Source organism: Escherichia sp. E4736 (assembly GCF_005781225.1).
In the GTDB taxonomy this organism is placed as follows: domain Bacteria; phylum Pseudomonadota; class Gammaproteobacteria; order Enterobacterales; family Enterobacteriaceae; genus Escherichia.
The window spans coordinates 62,618-77,256 of sequence record NZ_VATT01000020.1 but is presented as its reverse complement, the minus strand read 5'-3'; the positions used below and the strand labels follow the sequence as shown (position 1 = coordinate 77,256).

At 51.6% G+C, this 14,639-nt stretch carries 18 protein-coding genes; 13 read left to right on the top strand and 5 right to left on the bottom strand.

The annotated features are described in order from the left end of the window. Positions 1–1,539 carry a signal recognition particle-docking protein FtsY gene (gene ftsY, locus FEK46_RS15475; protein WP_138194696.1) on the bottom strand — a complete coding sequence of 513 codons (1,539 nt, stop codon included), beginning with the start codon at positions 1,537–1,539 and terminating at the stop codon, positions 1–3. Positions 1,540–1,688: 149 nt separating this feature from the next. Between ftsY and rsmD the strand changes: the two genes are divergently transcribed. Next, the gene (rsmD, locus tag FEK46_RS15470) at positions 1,689–2,285 is read left to right on the top strand and encodes a 16S rRNA (guanine(966)-N(2))-methyltransferase (protein WP_130209084.1); all 597 of its coding nucleotides are present in this window, start codon (positions 1,689–1,691) and stop codon (positions 2,283–2,285) included. Then, entirely contained in the window at positions 2,275–2,544 is a 270-nt protein-coding gene (locus FEK46_RS15465) for a DUF1145 family protein (protein ID WP_089635439.1), read from the top strand. The genes rsmD and FEK46_RS15465 overlap by 11 nt, the downstream gene beginning before the upstream one ends. 2 nt (positions 2,545–2,546) lie before the next feature. On the opposite strand, the gene FEK46_RS15460 is transcribed toward FEK46_RS15465, so the two are convergent. Beyond that, on the bottom strand, positions 2,547–2,906 hold the full coding sequence (locus tag FEK46_RS15460; RefSeq protein ID WP_135559211.1) for a DUF2500 domain-containing protein: 360 nt from the start codon (positions 2,904–2,906) through the stop codon (positions 2,547–2,549). A 141-nt stretch (positions 2,907–3,047) separates the two neighbouring features. Here FEK46_RS15460 and FEK46_RS15455 point away from each other — a divergent pair, with 141 nt between their 5' ends. Then, the gene (locus FEK46_RS15455) at positions 3,048–3,674 is read left to right on the top strand and encodes a lysoplasmalogenase (RefSeq protein ID WP_064527705.1); all 627 of its coding nucleotides are present in this window, start codon (positions 3,048–3,050) and stop codon (positions 3,672–3,674) included. A 73-nt stretch (positions 3,675–3,747) separates the two neighbouring features. Beyond that, a complete protein-coding gene (gene zntA, locus FEK46_RS15450) occupies positions 3,748–5,946 on the top strand; it encodes a Zn(II)/Cd(II)/Pb(II) translocating P-type ATPase ZntA (RefSeq protein WP_135559210.1) in 2,199 nt (732 codons plus the stop codon). A gap of 32 nt (positions 5,947–5,978) precedes the next feature. Here the strand turns inward: zntA and FEK46_RS15445 are convergent, their stop codons facing one another. After that, positions 5,979–6,287 carry a hypothetical protein gene (locus FEK46_RS15445; RefSeq protein ID WP_135559209.1) on the bottom strand — a complete coding sequence of 103 codons (309 nt, stop codon included), beginning with the start codon at positions 6,285–6,287 and terminating at the stop codon, positions 5,979–5,981. Between the two features lie 214 nt (positions 6,288–6,501). After that, the gene (tusA, locus tag FEK46_RS15440) at positions 6,502–6,747 is read right to left on the bottom strand and encodes a sulfurtransferase TusA (protein ID WP_000130623.1); all 246 of its coding nucleotides are present in this window, start codon (positions 6,745–6,747) and stop codon (positions 6,502–6,504) included. Between the two features lie 220 nt (positions 6,748–6,967). Here tusA and FEK46_RS15435 point away from each other — a divergent pair, with 220 nt between their 5' ends. Both FEK46_RS15435 and dcrB read left to right on the top strand, forming a co-directional pair. Beyond that, the gene (locus tag FEK46_RS15435; protein WP_130209094.1) at positions 6,968–7,633 is read left to right on the top strand and encodes a 7-cyano-7-deazaguanine/7-aminomethyl-7-deazaguanine transporter; all 666 of its coding nucleotides are present in this window, start codon (positions 6,968–6,970) and stop codon (positions 7,631–7,633) included. A 72-nt stretch (positions 7,634–7,705) separates the two neighbouring features. Then, on the top strand, positions 7,706–8,263 hold the full coding sequence (gene dcrB / locus FEK46_RS15430; protein WP_130209096.1) for a phage sensitivity protein DcrB: 558 nt from the start codon (positions 7,706–7,708) through the stop codon (positions 8,261–8,263). 3 nt (positions 8,264–8,266) lie between these two features. On the opposite strand, the gene FEK46_RS15425 is transcribed toward dcrB, so the two are convergent. Further along, a complete protein-coding gene (locus FEK46_RS15425) occupies positions 8,267–9,517 on the bottom strand; it encodes an MFS transporter (protein WP_130209098.1) in 1,251 nt (416 codons plus the stop codon). A gap of 98 nt (positions 9,518–9,615) precedes the next feature. On the opposite strand from FEK46_RS15425, the gene FEK46_RS15420 reads away from it, so the two are divergent. From FEK46_RS15420 to FEK46_RS15390, 7 genes are all read left to right on the top strand, one after another. Then, complete coding sequence (locus FEK46_RS15420) at positions 9,616–10,665, top strand: AI-2E family transporter (RefSeq protein ID WP_130209100.1); 1,050 nt, start codon at positions 9,616–9,618, stop codon at positions 10,663–10,665. 393 nt (positions 10,666–11,058) lie between these two features. After that, a complete protein-coding gene (locus FEK46_RS15415; RefSeq protein ID WP_130209208.1) occupies positions 11,059–11,436 on the top strand; it encodes a hypothetical protein in 378 nt (125 codons plus the stop codon). 68 nt (positions 11,437–11,504) lie between these two features. After that, positions 11,505–12,563 carry a methyltransferase gene (locus tag FEK46_RS15410; RefSeq protein ID WP_130209102.1) on the top strand — a complete coding sequence of 353 codons (1,059 nt, stop codon included), beginning with the start codon at positions 11,505–11,507 and terminating at the stop codon, positions 12,561–12,563. Between the two features lie 40 nt (positions 12,564–12,603). After that, positions 12,604–13,335 carry a beta-ketoacyl synthase chain length factor gene (locus FEK46_RS15405; protein ID WP_135559208.1) on the top strand — a complete coding sequence of 244 codons (732 nt, stop codon included), beginning with the start codon at positions 12,604–12,606 and terminating at the stop codon, positions 13,333–13,335. Further along, positions 13,323–14,144: a lysophospholipid acyltransferase family protein gene (locus FEK46_RS15400; protein WP_131161867.1), complete on the top strand. Its 822-nt coding sequence runs from the start codon at positions 13,323–13,325 to the stop codon at positions 14,142–14,144. Before FEK46_RS15405 ends, FEK46_RS15400 begins: the two co-directional genes overlap by 13 nt. Further along, positions 14,119–14,376 carry a phosphopantetheine-binding protein gene (locus FEK46_RS15395; RefSeq protein WP_047643688.1) on the top strand — a complete coding sequence of 86 codons (258 nt, stop codon included), beginning with the start codon at positions 14,119–14,121 and terminating at the stop codon, positions 14,374–14,376. The genes FEK46_RS15400 and FEK46_RS15395 overlap by 26 nt, the downstream gene beginning before the upstream one ends. An 11-nt stretch (positions 14,377–14,387) precedes the next feature. Beyond that, entirely contained in the window at positions 14,388–14,639 is a 252-nt protein-coding gene (locus tag FEK46_RS15390; RefSeq protein WP_000139646.1) for an acyl carrier protein, read from the top strand.

Below are 14,639 nucleotides of genomic sequence, written 5' to 3'. Positions count from 1 at the left end.
TTAATCCTCTCGGGCAAAAAGTGCCTCTATAAAGTCGTCCGCCTTAAACGGACGCAAATCCTCAATACGTTCGCCGACACCAATATAGCGGATAGGAATACCAAACTGGTCAGCCACCGAGAAAATTACCCCGCCTTTCGCCGTGCCGTCCAGTTTCGTTAACGTGATGCCGGTTAAGCCAACCGCTTCGTGGAACAGTTTGGCCTGGCTTACCGCATTCTGCCCGGTGCTGGCATCGATAGTCAGCATAACTTCATGCGGGGCTTCAACGTCGAGTTTCTTCATCACGCGGACGATTTTCTTCAGCTCTTCCATCAGGTGCGATTTGTTCTGCAAGCGTCCGGCGGTATCGGCAATCAGAACGTCAACATTACGCGCCTTCGCAGCCTGAATGGCGTCGAAGATAACAGAGGCGGAATCCGCACCAGTATGCTGGGCAATCACCGGGATATTGTTGCGCTGCCCCCAGACCTGAAGCTGCTCAACCGCTGCCGCACGGAAAGTATCGCCCGCCGCCAGCATGACAGATTTACCTTGCTGTTCAAACTGACGCGCCAGCTTGCCAATCGTCGTGGTTTTCCCCACGCCATTGACGCCGACCATCAGGATCACAAACGGCGCTTTGCCTTCGACGTTCAGTGGTTCATCGACTTTCGCCAGAATCTCGCCCATCTCTTCTTTCAGCAGGCCATAGAGCGCCTCGGCGTCACGAAGCTGCTTGCGGGATGCGCCTTCTGTCAGATTGGTGATGATTTTACGCGTGGTTTCCACACCCACATCGGCGATCAAAAGCTGCTCTTCCAGCTCCTCAAACAGATCATCGTCGATTTTTTTACCGCGGAACAGGCTGATAAATCCGGAACCGAGATTTTCTTTGGTTTTTAACAGGCTGCGTTTCAGGCGCGCGAAGAAACCTTCTTTGGTCGGTTTTTCTTGCTCCTGGGCAATTTCTTCAACCGGCTGCTCTTCTTCTGCCGGAGGAACCACCATCACCGCCTCTTCTGCCGCTTCGGCAGCCAGCGCCTGTGCTTCCAGCTCTTCGTCGGTGATTTCTTCTTTAGCCGCTTCTTCTTGCGCCGCTGCGACAATCTCCACGGTTTCCGCTTCTGCCTGCCATTCTTCTGGCGAAACCTCTTCGGCGTTGACGTCTTCCGGCAATGGCAGCTCTTCACGCTCGATAGCCACTGGCTCCGGCGTAACTTCAGGTTCAACTACCGGTGCTGGCGATTCTTCCACTACGAGTTCTGGCTGCGCACTGACTTCCGCTTCGATAACAGCTCCAGGCTGCACTTTCTCGCTTTCGGCAACCTGTTCCGTCACTTCCACCACTTCGGCAGCAAAAGTTTCCGCCTCGGCTTCAGTATGGGCCTGCGGCAACTCCTCAACAGGTTGTTCAGCAACCTTCGCAGGCTCTTCTGCCTGGACAGTTTCTTCTACAACCGATTGATCATTTTGGACTTCTGTCTCTTTTTCCGGGGTCTGCTCTTTTTGACCAAAGCCCAGCCAGGAAAAAAAGCCACGTTTTTTTTCTTTCGCCATCTGCGACTACACTCCTCGCTGTTGCTTCATGGCACAGCGTTAACGCTATGTACATAGCAGCTAAAAAAATGATGAAATAGTCTATCACTTAACTGAATACACATCACCGCCTGCAATTATGTGTTATCTGGCGGATTGAGCAATTTATCATGAAAAAACCGAATCATTCCGGTAGCGGCCAAATCCGCATTATTGGCGGGCAGTGGCGAGGCCGTAAACTCCCGGTTCCGGACAGCCCTGGCCTGCGCCCCACCACCGATCGCGTGCGCGAAACGTTATTTAACTGGCTGGCTCCGGTTATCGTCGATGCGCAATGTCTGGATTGCTTCGCCGGTAGCGGCGCGCTGGGGCTGGAAGCCTTGTCTCGCTACGCTGCGGGTGCCACGCTGATTGAGATGGATCGTGCGGTGCATCAGCAATTAATCAAGAATCTGGCAACCCTGAAAGCAGATAATGCGCGGGTAGTTAACAGCAATGCAATGTCATTCCTGGCGCAAAAAGGCACACCGCATAATATCGTGTTTGTCGATCCGCCATTCCGCCGAGGCTTGTTGGAAGAAACCATTAATTTACTGGAAGACAACGGCTGGCTGGCTGACGAAGCCTGGATATATGTCGAGAGCGAAGTAGAAAATGGCCTGCCGACTGTTCCGGCAAACTGGTCGTTATATCGGGAAAAAGTGGCGGGGCAAGTTGCTTATCGGTTGTATCAGCGTGAAACACAAGGAGAAAGTGATGCTGATTAATATTGGACGTTTGTTAATGCTTTGCGTATGGGGATTTTTAATCCTCAATCTTGTTCAGCCATTTCCGCGACCGCTGAATATTTTCGTTAACGTGGCGCTGATTTTTACCGTGCTGATGCATGGTATGCAGCTGGCGCTATTGAAATCCACTTTGCCGAAGGATGGTCCGCAGCTTACCACCGCCGAAAAGGTGCGTATTTTCCTTTTCGGCGTGTTTGAACTGCTGGCCTGGCAGAAGAAATTTAAAGTTAAAAAATAACCTTATTCTTCGCCAACAAAGCTGACAAAACGCGTGCCTTTATAGCTCAGCGTACCTTTATCGCCCACTGTCAGGGCGTGGTACTGCTGGGCGTCGAGGCGGAACGTCTGCTCCAGTCCACCGCTTTGCGGTTTGAAGCTTGCCTCATAGCGCATACTGGTGCCAGCCGGAGTCACTTCCTGCTGGCGCGAACGGCGATCGTTAATTGGTTTTTCCCGCTTGTTACTCACCACCACCAGTTTTTGCTGGAGCGGTGCCATATCATTATCAACTTTTTCCCGCCGCTGCTGCATAAAGCGAAACGATGCAGCGATAACAATTAAGCCAATGATAATAATAAAGAAAAGAGGTGGTTTACTCATCTTTGTACCTTATCGGAAAATGCGGAAATAAGCATACCCTGCCCGTTATGGTGTTGTCATCTGTCCGCCCTCGCCACTAAACTGAATAGCAAGACTGTAGGCATTCCGCTTACTAAATAATAACGAATTCAAGGAACTAAGATGCTTTGGTCGTTTATCGCTGTCTGTCTTTCCGCATGGCTATCTGTGGATGCCTCCTATCGTGGTTCAACCTGGCAACGCTGGGTGTTTAAGCCGTTAACTCTTCTTCTCCTGCTATTACTGGCCTGGCAAGCGCCGATGTTCGACGCCATTAGCTATCTGGTGCTGGCGGGGCTATGTGCGTCGCTGCTGGGCGATGCGCTAACGCTATTGCCACGTCAGCGTCTGATGTACGCCATTGGCGCATTTTTCCTCTCGCACCTGCTGTACACCATCTATTTCGCCAGCCAGATGACGCTCTCTTTCTTCTGGCCATTGCCGCTGGTGCTGCTGGTACTGGGCGCGCTGTTGCTGGCCATTATCTGGACACGCCTGGAAGAGTTACGTTGGCCCATTTGTACCTTTGTCGGTATGACGCTGGTGATGGTGTGGCTGGCAGGTGAACTGTGGTTCTTCCGTCCGACCGCTCCGGCGCTCTCTGCGTTTGTCGGCGCTTCGTTACTGTTTATCAGCAACTTTGTCTGGCTGGGTAGCCACTATCGCCGCCGCTTCCGGGCCGATAACGCGATTGCTGCTGCCTGCTACTTTGCCGGTCACTTCCTCATCGTCCGCTCGCTGTATCTCTGATAAAACTTGACTCTGGAGTCGACTCCAGAGTGTATCCTTCGGTTAATGAGAAAAAACTTAACCGGAGGATGCCATGTCGACTCCTGACAATCTCGGCAAGAAAGCCCCTCAATTTGCTGCGTTCAAACCGCTAACACCAGTAAAGAACGCTAACGACTGTTGCTGCGACGGCGCATGTTCCAGTACGCCAACACTCTCCGAAAACGTCTCCGGCAACCGCTATAGCTGGAAAGTCAGCGGTATGGACTGTGCCGCCTGTGCGCGCAAGGTAGAAAATGCCGTGCGCCAGCTTGCAGGCGTGAATCAGGTGCAGGTGTTGTTCGCCACCGAAAAGCTGGTGGTTGATGCCGACAATGACATCCGTGCACAAGTTGAATCTGCGGTGCAAAAAGCAGGCTATTCCCTGCGCGATGAACAGGCCGCCGACGAACCGCAAGCATCGCGCCTGAAAGAGAATCTGCCGCTGATTACGCTTATCGTGATGATGGCAATCAGTTGGGGACTGGAGCAGTTCAATCATCCGTTTGGTCAACTGGCGTTTATCGCGACCACGCTGGTTGGGCTGTACCCAATTGCTCGTCAGGCATTACGGCTGATCAAATCCGGCAGTTACTTTGCTATTGAAACGTTAATGAGCGTAGCCGCCATTGGTGCGCTGTTTATTGGCGCAACGGCTGAAGCTGCGATGGTGTTGCTGCTGTTTTTGATTGGCGAACGACTGGAAGGCTGGGCCGCCAGCCGCGCACGTCAGGGCGTTAGCGCGTTAATGGCGTTGAAACCAGAAACCGCCACGCGCCTGCGTAACGGTGAGCGGGAAGAGGTGGCGATCAATAGCCTGCGCCCTGGCGATGTGATTGAAGTTGCGGCAGGTGGGCGTTTGCCTGCCGACGGTAAACTGCTCTCACCGTTTGCCAGTTTTGATGAAAGCGCCCTGACCGGAGAATCCATTCCGGTGGAGCGCGCAACGGGCGATAAAGTTCCTGCAGGCGCCACCAGCGTAGACCGTCTGGTGACACTGGAAGTGCTGTCAGAACCGGGTGCCAGCGCCATTGACCGGATTCTGAAACTGATCGAAGAAGCCGAAGAGCGCCGCGCGCCCATTGAGCGGTTTATCGACCGTTTCAGCCGTATCTATACGCCCGCGATTATGGCCGTCGCTCTGCTGGTAACGCTGGTTCCGCCGCTGCTGTTTGCCGCAAGCTGGCTGGAGTGGATTTATAAAGGTCTGACGCTGCTACTGATTGGTTGCCCGTGTGCGTTAGTTATCTCCACGCCCGCGGCAATTACCTCCGGGCTGGCGGCGGCGGCACGTCGAGGGGCATTGATTAAAGGTGGCGCGGCACTGGAACAGCTAGGTCGCGTTACCCAGGTGGCGTTTGATAAAACCGGAACGCTGACCGTCGGGAAACCACGCGTTACCGCCATCCATCCGGCAACGGGTATTAGCGAATCTGAACTGCTGACACTGGCGGCGGCGGTCGAGCAAGGCGCAACGCATCCACTTGCGCAAGCCATAGTTCGTGAAGCACAGGTCGCTGCACTCGCCATTCCCGCCGCCGAGTCACAGCGGGCGCTGGTCGGGTCCGGCATTGAAGCGCAGGTTAACGGTGAGCGCGTATTGATTTGCGCTGCCGGAAAACATCCTGCTGATGCATTCGCCGGTTTGATTAATGAACTGGAAAGCGCCGGGCAAACGGTAGTGCTGGTGGTACGTAACGATGACGTGCTGGGTGTCATTGCATTGCAGGACACCCTGCGCGCCGATGCCGCAACTGCTATCAATGAACTGAACGCGCTGGGCGTCAAAGGGGTGATCCTCACCGGCGATAATCCACGCGCAGCGGCGGCAATCGCCGGGGAGCTGGGGCTGGAGTTTAAAGCTGGATTGTTGCCGGAAGATAAAGTCAAAGCGGTGACCGAGCTGAATCAACATGCGCCGCTGGCAATGGTCGGTGACGGTATTAACGACGCGCCAGCAATGAAAGCTGCCGCCATCGGAATTGCAATGGGTAGCGGCACAGACGTGGCGCTGGAAACCGCCGACGCAGCATTAACCCATAATCACCTGCGCGGCCTGGTGCAGATGATTGAACTGGCGCGCGCCACTCACGCTAATATCCGCCAGAACATCACCATTGCATTGGGGCTGAAAGGCGTTTTCCTCGTCACCACACTGTTAGGGATGACCGGGTTGTGGCTGGCAGTGCTGGCAGATACGGGGGCGACGGTGCTGGTGACGGCGAATGCGTTAAGGTTGTTGCGCAGGAGATAAAGGTGTTGCCTGATAGCCTCTGGCTATCAGGCTTAGTGCTGAGGCGGGAACGGCGGCATGGTCAGAATAGCGTAATATAGCGCTAACATCAGAATGACTGAGATAACACAGCATGCAGCAACCAGGCGGGATGCTAATGATGGCCTTTTGAACATCAACCACAGGGCATAAGCAAGCCCAACACCGTTAAGTAAAGGTAAAAAAATCATTAGCCAGAGCCAACCCCAGGCAAGTACCCCCAGCCATCCCCCCACGACGATAAAAACAGGGATCAGCCCATTGGGAGTGAAGATCGCCAGCAATCCCAGCAATGCCAGACAAACTGGAATTAAATAATCCATTTTTGTATTCCATTACGCTTGCGTGCCGGATGCGGCGTGAACGCCTTATCCGGCCTACATAAGGCATCGAACTCGTAGGCATGATAAGACGCGACAGCGTCGCATCAGGCATTGCGCACCGTATCGCCAGATGCAGCTTGAACGTTTTATCCGTCCTACAAACCCGTTGCAAACCGCAAAATTGAGCGCGATCGGTCCGCTAGCCTGCTCCACCTTAACCCGATTTGCGAATCAAATAACGATAAGGCAGTCCATCCGTCTCTTTAGCAACCAGTTCGTGTTCCATAAAGGTACAAAACCCAGGAATATCGCGAGTCGTCGCCGGATCGTCAGCAATAATCAGCAACGTTTCGCCAGGCTGCATATTGCGCACGGTTTTGCGCACCATCATCACCGGTTCCGGGCAGCGCAGGCCAAGCGCGTCGAGTGTGTGGTCAGGGCTGGAAAAGAGATCGGTCATTTTCTTCTCATCACATAAAAAAACGGCGCTAGTTTACGCTCTGTGAGTCCGTAAGCAAACCAGGTTAACGATTGCGTGAAAATTAACCATTGCATTGTCAACGTAAAGCAGTATCATGCGGCGGCTCGAAAAAAGGGTAAGCACGTTATTATGTTAAGGTAACAGACGTGTCGTACGTATTGGGTTCCCTCACCCCAATGACTAATCAAAAAGGTACAATATGAACGTTTCCTCACAAACTCAACGCTATAAGGCGTTGTTCTGGTTATCGTTATTTCATCTGCTGGTGATCACCTCCAGTAACTATCTGGTTCAGCTTCCTGTCTCCATTTTTGGTTTTCATACCACCTGGGGCGCGTTTAGCTTTCCGTTTATTTTCCTTGCTACCGACCTGACCGTGCGTATTTTTGGCGCACCGCTGGCCCGTCGTATCATCTTTGCGGTGATGATCCCGGCGTTATTGATCTCCTATGTCATCTCGTCGCTGTTCTATATGGGTTCATGGCAGGGATTCGGCGCTCTCGCCCACTTCAACCTGTTTGTCGCCCGTATCGCTGCCGCCAGTTTTATGGCCTACGCACTGGGGCAGATCCTCGACGTGCATGTATTTAACCGCCTGCGCCAGAATCGCCGCTGGTGGCTGGCACCGACGGCGTCCACACTGTTCGGTAACGTCAGTGACACATTGGCCTTCTTCTTCATTGCTTTCTGGCGTAGTCCGGATGCCTTTATGGCCGAACACTGGATGGAAATCGCGCTGGTTGATTACTGTTTCAAAGTGTTAATCAGCATCGTTTTTTTCCTGCCAATGTATGGCGTATTACTCAATATGCTATTGAAAAGACTGGCAGATAAATCCGAAATCAACGCTTTGCAGGCCAGTTAAAGGTTCGTTATCAGACTTGTGATAAGATGGATGAATGAGCCGTTATGGCCGTTTATCGAAAGGAAGATGTCAATGCGCAATCTGGTTAAATATGTCGGAATTGGCCTGCTGGTTATGGGGCTTGCGGCCTGTGATGATAAAGACACTAACGCTACAGCGGAAGGTACAGTCGCGGAAAGTAACGCTACCGCGAATCCCGTCAACCTGCTTGATGGCAAGTTAAGCTTCTCGCTGCCAGCGGATATGACCGACCAGAGCGGTAAGCTGGGAACACAGGCCAATAACATGCACGTCTGGTCCGACGCCACCGGGCAGAAAGCGGTGATTGTTATTATGGGCGATGATCCGAAAGAAGACCTGGCTGTGCTGGCGAAGCGTCTGGAAGATCAGCAACGTAGCCGCGATCCACAGCTGCAAGTGGTGACCAACAAAGCCATTGAGCTGAAAGGTCACAAAATGCAGCAGTTAGACAGCGTTATCTCTGCTAAAGGCCAGACGGCGTACTCTTCCGTCATTCTGGGTAACGTGGGCAACCAACTGCTGACCATGCAAATCACACTGCCTGCTGACGATCAGCAAAAAGCGCAGACCACCGCAGAAAACATCATTAACACGCTGGTTATTCAGTAAGTTTTAAGATGACGAAACGGCCTCAGGTGCTTCCACCGGAGGCCGTTTTTTTAATCGCCACGTCAGCAACAACGCGATTGCGACCAGCCCCGCCGCCGCCAGATAAATCACCGGTACGCCCGCCCAACTCATCACCAGCCCTGCCAGTGGTCCGGTCACGCCAAGCGATAAATCCATAAATACGGTGTAGGTTGCCAGCGCCGCCCCCTGATTCTGCTGCGGCACCGCTTTGACCGCCACTACGCCCAATGCCGGGAACACCAGCGAAAAGCCCGCCCCCGCCAGTAAGACGCCGATTTTCGCCATCCACGGCATAGTCGCCACGCCAACCAGCAGCAGGCCGATTATCTCAACGCTAAAGCAGAGCATCGCCACGTTTAAGCCACCAATGCGGTTTATGCCGTTAGGGAATAACAATCGCGTTCCAACAAACGCACAGCTAAACAACGTCAGCGCGAAGGCCGCACCGTCCCAGCCCTTAGCGTCATAAAACAGTGTGATAAAGGTGGCGATAACGCCAAACCCGGCGGAAGCCAACGCCAGCGCCATACCGTACAGCCAGACGCGCCCAAGCACCGCGCGAAACGGCAGAGGTTTGCCTTTACTGGCTTTCACCGTCGGACGCGGTATTGCCAACAAAATAGCCACCAGCGCCACGCCCATAATGATTAATGCCAACGCCTGCAAACCGCCCCAGTGATAAAACACCACACCTAACGGCGCGCCCATCGCCATCGCTCCGTAAGTGACAATGCCATTCCACGAAATCACTCGCCCGATATGCAGCGAACCGACCACGCCAACGCCCCACAGTGTCGACCCCGTTCCGGCAAAACTTTGCCCAATCCCAAGAATCACGCGCCCCAGGCAAAGTAGTAACAGACTGATAATTGGCAGACTGGCGGTTAACCCAGCCACCAGATAACCCAGCCCGCTCAAAAAGCAGCCGCACAAACCGAAGACGACAATCTTTTTTGGCCCCAGCAAATCAGCATAACGCCCGGCATGAGGACGACTCAGCAACGTGGCGAAATATTGCAGACTGATAACCAACCCCGCCCAGAAGGCGCTAAAGCCCATCACATCATGGACATAGCCCGGTAGCACGGCGAGCGGTAACCCAATGGTCAGATAGCTGGCGAAGTTAAACATGACAATGGAGACAATGCGCAAATTCAGGCGCATTCCGTTAAGCGCCGGTTCGGCAACAGGTACGGGCATGAGAAGCACCACATTTTTACAACAGTGTTTCATTTTTACCACGTGGTGGCGTGTAAATCAGCAAGAAGAATCAGAATATTGCTGGCGTGACTCCCGCTACACTTAATACAAAAAGTCATAAGGAAGCCCCAATGGAAACATCTCAACCCGATAAAACGGGCATGCACATTCTACTCAAGCTGGCTTCACTGGTAGTAATCCTCGCGGGTATTCACGCAGCGGCAGATATCATTGTGCAATTGTTACTGGCGCTGTTTTTCGCCATCGTCCTCAATCCACTGGTGACCTGGTTTATTCGTCGCGGAGTTCAGCGTCCCGTTGCCATTACGATTGTAGTCGTAGTGATGTTGATTGCGCTTACTGCGCTGGTCGGTGTGCTGGCGGCATCGTTTAACGAATTCATCTCTATGCTGCCGAAGTTTAATAAGGAGCTGACGCGCAAGCTTTTTAAATTGCAGGAGATGCTGCCTTTTCTTAATTTGCATATGTCGCCGGAACGAATGTTGCAGCGGATGGATTCAGAAAAAGTGGTTACCTTCACCACCGCTTTAATGACCGGGCTTTCCGGGGCCATGGCGAGCGTACTTCTGCTGGTGATGACCGTTGTTTTTATGCTGTTTGAAGTACGCCACGTCCCTTACAAAATGCGCTTTGCGTTGAATAACCCACAGATTCACATCGCCGGATTACACCGCGCATTAAAAGGCGTTTCGCATTATCTGGCATTAAAAACGCTGCTAAGTTTATGGACGGGCGTTATCGTCTGGCTGGGGCTGGCGCTGATGGGCGTGCAGTTTGCGCTGATGTGGGCGGTACTGGCTTTTTTACTCAACTACGTCCCCAATATCGGCGCGGTAATTTCCGCCGTACCGCCAATGATTCAGGTGCTGCTGTTTAATGGTGTTTACGAATGTATTCTGGTCGGCGCATTGTTTTTAGTTGTCCATATGGTCATCGGCAATATTTTAGAACCACGGATGATGGGCCATCGCCTGGGGATGTCCACCATGGTGGTATTTCTTTCGTTGTTGGTTTGGGGATGGCTGCTCGGTCCGGTAGGGATGCTACTTTCGGTGCCATTAACCAGCGTCTGTAAAATCTGGATGGAAACCACGAAAGGCGGTAGCAAACTTGCGATTTTACTGGGGCCAGGCAGACCGAAAAGTCGGTTACCGGGGTAATAGCGCACCCTGATCAGACAATGGCCACCGTTTATCTAACGGTGGCCATTTGATTCGAGAAAATGATGCAATATTATTCAGAAAATTAATTTCTAAAAACCACTCCTTAAGTCAAATATATATAAACACCAAATAATCATTAAATTCCCATCCCAGAGAACGCACTGATTATATTGTGTTATTTTTATTGCCTCATTTTTCTCACTCACTTATAGTTGGTCCCCGCTGGCAGTAATTTAGTCATCTCAAAATGATTTGTTCTGATGTGCACTTACTGACTTATCTCATAAGTAAATTTTTCGCTAAATAAAGAATAGTGATACCAGCAATTACAGTTAAATCCTGCTTTACTCGTAAAAACAATACTTTAATGGGGCTTTAATGAAACACTACATGAAATGGTTTGCTGCTATTGCTGTTGTCGGCGCTTTAGCGGGTTGTGCGCGTACTGCACCAATTGATCAAGTCCACTCAACCGTCAGCGCCGGTCATACCCAGGATCAAGTTAAAAAAGCGATTCTGAAAGCTGGCGTTGAACGCAAATGGATTATGTCCGAAGCCGGACAAGGTGTAATTAAAGCACGTCAACAATCACGCGATCATTCAGCAGAAATTCGCATTAACTACACGGCATCCAGCTACGATATCAATTATGAAAATAGTCAGAACCTGCAAGCATCAGGCGGACAAATTCATAAAAACTATAATCGCTGGGTCCGCAATCTCGACAAAGATATTCAACTGAATTTGTCGGCTGGCGCAGATTTGTAATTTCCCCTAAAGTCGGGCCGCTTCGGTCCGATAATAATTTAATTCCCTCTTAACAGGTTGTGCCCAACATGTACGAACAGGATTCTCTTAGCGCACTGGATGCGATTACCGAAGCTCAACGCATTGCCTTTGCCCCCATGCTTTTTCAAACAGCTCTCTGCCTGCGTAATGCGGGTGTACTTTCTTATCTGGATCGGCAAGGCAAAGATGGCGCAACGCTGTCTGATATCACCGAAAATAGTCATATCAACGAATATGCTGCCAGCGTTCTGTTAGATATGGGCTTAAGCGGGCGAATTATTACCTGCAAAGAGGGAATTTATTACCTGGCGAAAATCGGTCATTACCTCCTGCATGACACCATGACGCGCGTGAATATGGATTTCACCCAGGATGTCTGTTATCAGGGGCTATTCTTCCTCGCCGATTCACTCAATGAAGGCAAACCTTCCGGGTTAAAAGTATTTGGCGACTGGCCGACGATATATCCGGCACTTTCACAATTACCTGACGCCGCCCGTGAAAGCTGGTTCGCGTTTGATCATTACTATTCAGATGGCGCATTTAACGCCGCACTGCCTTATGTATTCGCCAACAACCCCACAACCTTGTACGATGTAGGCGGCAATACCGGTAAGTGGGCTTTGCGCTGCTGTAAATACAACGAAAACATCACCGTTACGTTATTAGATCTGCCACAACAAATCGTGCTCGCCAAAGAAAATATCGCGAATGCAGGCTTTTCTGATCGTATAGATTTCCATGCTGTGGATATGCTAAGCGATGCGCCGTTACCGGGCGAGGCTGATATCTGGTGGATGAGTCAATTTTTAGACTGTTTTTCACCCGAACAAATAATTAGCATACTCAGCAAAGTTGCCAGCGTAATGAAGCCCGGCGCAAAACTTTGCATTATGGAGTTGTTCTGGGATGCGCAGCGGTTTGAAGCGGCATCGTTTAGCCTGAATGCCTCCTCACTTTATTTCACCTGCATGGCAAACGGTAACAGTCGTTTCTATAGCGCAGAGAAATTTTACGACTATCTGAATAAAGCAGGATTTCAGGTAGCAGAGCGCCACGATAATTTAGGCGTTGGGCATACATTATTGATATGCCAAAAGAAATAATCGTCACTTAATAATTTTGGTTTACCGCGGGCGCGCGTTGATGAAATTTACATTAAATATTACCGACTGGAAGGCACTGGCGCCTGGACTTAGCGAAGTCCAGCAATGGCAAGCATGGTCGTGCCAGCCGTGGGCGGTTGACCCTGCTGCACCGTTGGCAAAATTATGCGAATTGCCAATGATGACCGCCCGCCGTCTCAGTTCTGGCAGCAAACTGGCCGTGGAGTGCGGTCTGGCAATGCTACGCCGCCATCAAATAGACGCCGTTTTGTATACCAGTCGTCATGGCGAACTGGAACGCAATTACCGCATTGTTCATGCACTGGCAACCGAACAGGCACTCTCTCCGACAGACTTCGCGCTCTCCGTACATAACTCTTCCGTGGGTAACCTGACCATTGCGGCCAAACAACCGATCGTTTCGTCATCGCTTTCGGCTGGTCGCGACAGTTTCCAGCAAGGTTTATGTGAAGTGCTTAGCCTGTTACAAGCGGGATACCAGCGCGTGTTGATGGTCGATTTTGATGGCTTTCTGCCTGAGTTCTATCACCCACAACTGCCAGCAGAAATGCCGACCTGGCCGTACGCCGTCGCGCTGGTGATTGAAGCTGGCGATGACTGGCAATGTGAAACACAGCCAGCCATTGCGGGCAATGAAACATCACTGCCGCAAAGCATGTTGTTTTTACAGCACTATTTACAAAACGCTAATAAATTTTCACTGCATGGCGAGCGCGTGCAATGGCGCTGGAGCCGCAGATGCGTAAGCTGATGTCGCGCCTGGAGTGGGCATGGCGATTGGTTATGACCGGGTTGTGTTTTGCCCTGTTTGGCCTCGGCGGACTACTGCTCTCTGTGGTGTGGTTTAACGTATTGTTAGTTTTGGTGTGGGATACTTCCCGCCGCCGTCGTGTGGCGCGCCGCAGCATTGCCGCCAGTTTTCGTCTGTTTTTAACAGTCGCAAAAGGGCTTGGCGTGCTGGATTATCGGATTGATGGGGCTGAAATTTTACGTCAGGAACGCGGTTGCCTCGTCGTAGCCAATCATCCCACGCTGATCGATTACGTACTGCTGGCGTCAGTCATGCCAGAAACTGACTGCCTGGTGAAAAGCGCGCTGTTAAAAAATCCTTTTCTTGGCGGCGTCGTGCGGGCGGCAGATTATTTAATCAACAGCGAAGCTGAAACCCTCTTACCCCGTTGCCAACAGCGACTGGCACAGGGCGACACTATCTTGATTTTCCCCGAAGGCACGCGAACGAAGCCTGGTGAAAAAATGACGTTGCAGCGCGGGGCAGCGAATATTGCCGTGCGCTGTGCCAGCGATTTACGCATCGTGACGATCGGCTGTAGCGAGCATCTGCTGGATAAACAAAGTAAATGGTATGACGTTCCGCCTGCCAGGCCGTTTTTTACGGTTGAAGTCCGTGGGCGGGTAGAAATCAATAAATTTTACGATGCAACTTCACAAGAACCGGCGCTGGCAGCAAGGCGGTTAAACCGGCATCTTTTGCTTCAATTACAACAAGGTTGTTTACCTCTCTCAGGAATAAATAATGCAAGCGCTTTATCTGGAAATTAAAAATCTCATCATCAGCACCCTCAATCTGGACGAGTTGACTCCTGATGATATCGATACCGATGCGCCGCTGTTCGGCGACGGTTTAGGGCTGGATTCCATCGATGCCCTGGAACTGGGGCTGGCAGTGAAAAATGAATATGGCGTTGTACTTTCCGCGGAAAGTGAAGAGATGCGTCAGCACTTTTTCTCCGTCGCCACTCTGGCCTCTTTCATTGCTGCGCAACGCGCCTGAGGAAAGCCATCATGACAGAACAACAAACCGTCTATCAGGAAGTCTCAGCCCTGCTGGTCAAGCTGTTTGAAATCGATCCGCAGGACATCAAACCTGAAGCGCGCCTGTACGAAGATCTGGAACTGGACAGCATCGACGCCGTTGACATGATTGTGCACCTGCAAAAGAAAACCGGTAAGAAAATCAAGCCGGAAGAGTTTAAAGCAGTGCGTACAGTCCAGGATGTCGTAGAGGCCGTAGAACGCCTGCTACAAGAAGCCTGA

Coding starts and splice junctions, on each gene's coding strand:
- FEK46_RS15390 (WP_000139646.1), top strand. CDS start 14,388: ATGACAGAACAACAAACCGTCTATCAGGAAGTCTCAGCCCTGCTGGTC.
- FEK46_RS15425 (WP_130209098.1), bottom strand. CDS start 9,517: ATGAAACACTGTTGTAAAAATGTGGTGCTTCTCATGCCCGTACCTGTT.
- FEK46_RS15395 (WP_047643688.1), top strand. CDS start 14,119: ATGCAAGCGCTTTATCTGGAAATTAAAAATCTCATCATCAGCACCCTC.
- FEK46_RS15415 (WP_130209208.1), top strand. CDS start 11,059: ATGAAATGGTTTGCTGCTATTGCTGTTGTCGGCGCTTTAGCGGGTTGT.
- FEK46_RS15465 (WP_089635439.1), top strand. CDS start 2,275: ATGCTGATTAATATTGGACGTTTGTTAATGCTTTGCGTATGGGGATTT.
- tusA (WP_000130623.1), bottom strand. CDS start 6,747: ATGACCGATCTCTTTTCCAGCCCTGACCACACACTCGACGCGCTTGGC.
- FEK46_RS15445 (WP_135559209.1), bottom strand. CDS start 6,287: ATGGATTATTTAATTCCAGTTTGTCTGGCATTGCTGGGATTGCTGGCG.
- zntA (WP_135559210.1), top strand. CDS start 3,748: ATGTCGACTCCTGACAATCTCGGCAAGAAAGCCCCTCAATTTGCTGCG.
- FEK46_RS15400 (WP_131161867.1), top strand. CDS start 13,323: ATGCGTAAGCTGATGTCGCGCCTGGAGTGGGCATGGCGATTGGTTATG.
- ftsY (WP_138194696.1), bottom strand. CDS start 1,539: ATGGCGAAAGAAAAAAAACGTGGCTTTTTTTCCTGGCTGGGCTTTGGT.
- FEK46_RS15410 (WP_130209102.1), top strand. CDS start 11,505: ATGTACGAACAGGATTCTCTTAGCGCACTGGATGCGATTACCGAAGCT.
- dcrB (WP_130209096.1), top strand. CDS start 7,706: ATGCGCAATCTGGTTAAATATGTCGGAATTGGCCTGCTGGTTATGGGG.
- FEK46_RS15460 (WP_135559211.1), bottom strand. CDS start 2,906: ATGAGTAAACCACCTCTTTTCTTTATTATTATCATTGGCTTAATTGTT.
- FEK46_RS15420 (WP_130209100.1), top strand. CDS start 9,616: ATGGAAACATCTCAACCCGATAAAACGGGCATGCACATTCTACTCAAG.
- rsmD (WP_130209084.1), top strand. CDS start 1,689: ATGAAAAAACCGAATCATTCCGGTAGCGGCCAAATCCGCATTATTGGC.
- FEK46_RS15405 (WP_135559208.1), top strand. CDS start 12,604: ATGAAATTTACATTAAATATTACCGACTGGAAGGCACTGGCGCCTGGA.
- FEK46_RS15435 (WP_130209094.1), top strand. CDS start 6,968: ATGAACGTTTCCTCACAAACTCAACGCTATAAGGCGTTGTTCTGGTTA.
- FEK46_RS15455 (WP_064527705.1), top strand. CDS start 3,048: ATGCTTTGGTCGTTTATCGCTGTCTGTCTTTCCGCATGGCTATCTGTG.